At 40.0% G+C, this 3,525-nt stretch carries 5 protein-coding genes; all 5 read right to left on the reverse strand.

The window, feature by feature from the left end; all coding sequences use genetic code 11:
* The coding region (locus CXF74_RS20815; protein ID WP_198552946.1) for a hypothetical protein at positions 1–317 on the reverse strand (317 nt) is incomplete at its 3' end.
* A 34-nt stretch (positions 318–351) separates the two neighbouring features.
* Entirely contained in the window at positions 352–1,431 is a 1,080-nt protein-coding gene (locus tag CXF74_RS20820; protein ID WP_101084488.1) for a beta-ketoacyl synthase N-terminal-like domain-containing protein, read from the reverse strand.
* Positions 1,428–2,708, reverse strand: coding sequence for a TIGR02270 family protein (locus tag CXF74_RS20825; RefSeq protein ID WP_101084490.1), 1,281 nt, complete (start codon positions 2,706–2,708; stop codon positions 1,428–1,430). The genes CXF74_RS20820 and CXF74_RS20825 overlap by 4 nt, the downstream gene beginning before the upstream one ends.
* Positions 2,709–2,718: 10 nt before the next feature.
* Positions 2,719–3,099, reverse strand: a complete 381-nt coding sequence (locus tag CXF74_RS20830) for a DUF4150 domain-containing protein (RefSeq protein WP_101084492.1) — start codon at positions 3,097–3,099, stop codon at positions 2,719–2,721.
* Between the two features lie 15 nt (positions 3,100–3,114).
* The coding region (locus CXF74_RS20835) for a DUF2169 domain-containing protein (RefSeq protein WP_157822495.1) at positions 3,115–3,525 on the reverse strand (411 nt) is incomplete at its 5' end.

Here is a 3,525-nt window from a genome sequence, read left to right on the forward strand (position 1 = left end):
CCTTTTAAATCAAAGGTTCCTTGTCCAGGAATATATAAGTGCTTATAAACTTGGTAACCTGAAGGTATTTTGTCCTCCATGTGTGTTTCCATGATCGCGATATTCGTGCGGCCGTTTTCAAAGCTAGCTCTGCTCTTTAACGTGTCATATTTGTGATGTTCAGGCCTTTCATTTGCTTCAATGTTGGTACGATTATTCAACGTACCATCAAAAAACAAAGCAATACGAATTTTTATCGGACTCTTTTCTTTGTCTTCTGGCGCTTTATCTTCTTCAGGCGGAGTACAAATAGCAATACCTTCACACATTTCCGTCATTTAAATATCCTTATTCCTATAGCGTTTACTAAGATTATTTAACATTTACTTTCTCAACAATTAAGACACCGCGCTTGGGCCCATCGGATGAACTATATACCAGGTGAGTGTCGATAGTTTTTGTATTCCACAAATCATGAGCAGAGAGCGCAATTAACATGGTGCTTGTCGCGGCCCCAATATCGCCATAACATTCAGCTGGATGCTTGATTTCAACTTGCTCTGATAAAAAAGGATTATTACGCATTTGTGCCACGGCAAGCTCTTTTGCCCAATGATGTTCGCCATTAAGGCTACTGTATATAGTCGAAATTTTTTGTTTAATCGGAGATTTAAGGGCGCCTTTAAAAGCGAGATATAACCCCTCGCCTTTATAAGGTAATTGGCTGTTTAAGTGGCCTTGTTCTTCCGATATACCAGGAGGAGCAATAGAAATAGCCTGATTGTTTTTAATTAATGCTAATTCAGGTTTCTTAGTCAACACTAAATACGCAGCGCCCTCACCAGCAACAAAACCATCAGCATTATTCATATAAAGTAGGCGATCTTCTGCATCAAGTTTTTGGATTAACTCTTCATCGATGTAACTATCACTGCCACCGACGATAAAATAATCATGTTCAGAATCGTATAAGTAATTAAAAATCATATCGATAGCTTCAATGCTTGCAGGGCGCCCTGAGCTTAAACTGCGGGTGAGTTTACTGTCTATCCAAGGTGACACATGATCAGCGAGATTATCTGTTAACGAACTTAAATCGGTTTTGTCATAGGGATATTCACTGTGTGCCATAATAAACGGTACCGCTTTGTCACTTTTAAGCTTTGAACAGGCTTCTTGTAACGCGATAGTGGCCATAATGGTGATGCGATCATGGCGCATATTAAATCGATTACCTTGATCTAATTCTAGCCCCGTTTCTATTTCAATTTTATTGAAAATATCATCTGAAATTAATGCAAGCTTTAAAGGCTCACCGGTATGGCTATCAAAGTCAGACAATACATATCCGCTCACCCCCGCTTCAACTGCTGTAACCGTCATTTGAGTATTAAAACCGACAGGAGAAATCACCCCAATACCTGCGATATACAGCTTTTTATCAATACTCATAGTGCAGGTACCTTCGCTCTAGTATTTGGAAATTGTATACTAGGTACATTTAGTGCCAACTCTAATGCAGCCGCATGGCGTTGACGTTGTGTACCATTATTAACAACACTTTTAAGCCAATCTCCAGAGATAGTTTTTCCTAATAGGTACCTTTGGCCAAGCATGAAACGCTGCCCATGAGTTCGCCACAAAGCAATCACTTTTTGTTGGTCAGGATAAGGCAAGTTTTCATCCTCATCTAAGCCAATATCGTCATCTTCATTTTCATTTTCATCGCTTGGATGCAATGGATGTAGAATAGGTGCTTCAATTGCTAAATCATGCTTTTGCAAATCAGCCCCAGTAATAAATACAAAAGACTCAGCAGCTAATTTTGCCAGTTTTCGGTCTGACATCTGTTTAATAAGCCAATTAACCGCATGTACATCACCTAATACGCCCGTCGCTTTTATCACCACTCGATTCAGCGCTTCATTTTGAGCCAATTCAGAAATCCACAAGCGGGCTTGTTCAATGGATAACTTCCTAAAAACGAGCTGCACTGCAATCTCTTGATAACAACTCGCAGTATCAAATACAAACGGCTTTAATTGCATGAGCGAATCGGTACTACCAAGTAAAGTGGCAGACCAAAGCCCCCAAAATCGAATATTCTCATTGTCATGCTGAATCGCAAGTTCTAAAGCAGGCATACAATCTTGACGTCGCAACTCCCCTACTAGTCTGAGGGCACGGCCATAAAGCAGTTCATTTTCAAGACACTCTTTCCTTTCGAAAACATGACTTAATATTGCCCCCGGATCTTGACGTTTAATACTACAAGCCGCTATGCCCAGCAACTTATGCTGCATATTTTTGCCATTCAAGAATCGAGAGATCCACGGCGTAACAATTTCATTGGGAAGCCAGCCCAATGCAGAAATTAAACCTGCAGTACTACTCTGTGATTTTAAACCTACTTCAACAGCACGCTGTATTTTCAGTGGCTCATGGCTTCTCATGGCAACGACCATTGCGGTGAATACTTCTCCAGGCTCTTCAAGGTCAAGTGCCTCTTCACAAACAGACCAACCAATGTCAACGGTACTCATTAAACCATTTAACTGAGCATCTATGCGCTTTTCTAACGCTGAGATATCGCCCCTACTATAATGAGGCTGTTCGATTGCGATAGAGCGTAACAACCATAAAAAAGACGCGTCAGTACAATACTGCTCATAGATATCTCGATAAGCAGGTTGTTTATGTAAAAAATCTGGAATACTTAATTCTTGCATCAACTAATACTCAGCCCATAATATTTTTTTTATTATGAAATAATGGATCACCCATTCGACATACGTTTTTACCTTCAAACTTCACATCAAAGGAGTACATCATAAACTCGCACTCAGCTTCAATTTTGCCACTAATAATCCCTTTTTTATTTCCAGCTTGATCACCGGTACTTTTTGTATAGATAGCGCCTTTTACCATTGGCATTTGGCCATCAGTTTTCACTGATTTCGGGCCTTTATCTGTATCAGCAGATGCACCAATATTAGGGTAAGGGATTGGTACAACTGCGTTGCCAATTTGTGTTAAGCATACATCGGGAAAAACAATACTTTTACCACCACTGCCTTTATGCGCGATACCTCGAGTATTTGTAAAAGTTGTTTGTGCCATTCTTTTCTCCAATCCTTAACGAGATAATTTGACTTCAATCTCTTTAATCTTTAATAGGGTTTTATCACACTCAAAATGTGCTAACCAAACCATTGATAACAATTGTTTATTTGGCTCTAACGTCAGTGTTTCGATATTCAGCTTTAGAGGTATCTGTTTACTGCCCATATTAGCCTGACATAACATTTTTACTTGTGGCACAGTAAGCTGAATATCCCCAGCTGGGTGCATATTCTTAATTAAAATAGGCTCACCACCTTGTAAATAACCAGGGTATACCAAGTCTGAATGTGCTGCATTTAAAAAACGTTTATCAAAATCGTCAGGTAAGTACGGTGCACGTGTTGTTTGCCAAACTTCGTCATAAGTACCAGCCCACTGCCTACGAGGTAACCAGTTACCACTGCAAGGCGCAAAACCAGCTGG

It is taken from the genome of Psychromonas sp. Urea-02u-13 (assembly GCF_002835995.1).
Taxonomy (GTDB): Bacteria; Pseudomonadota; Gammaproteobacteria; order Enterobacterales; family Psychromonadaceae; genus Psychromonas.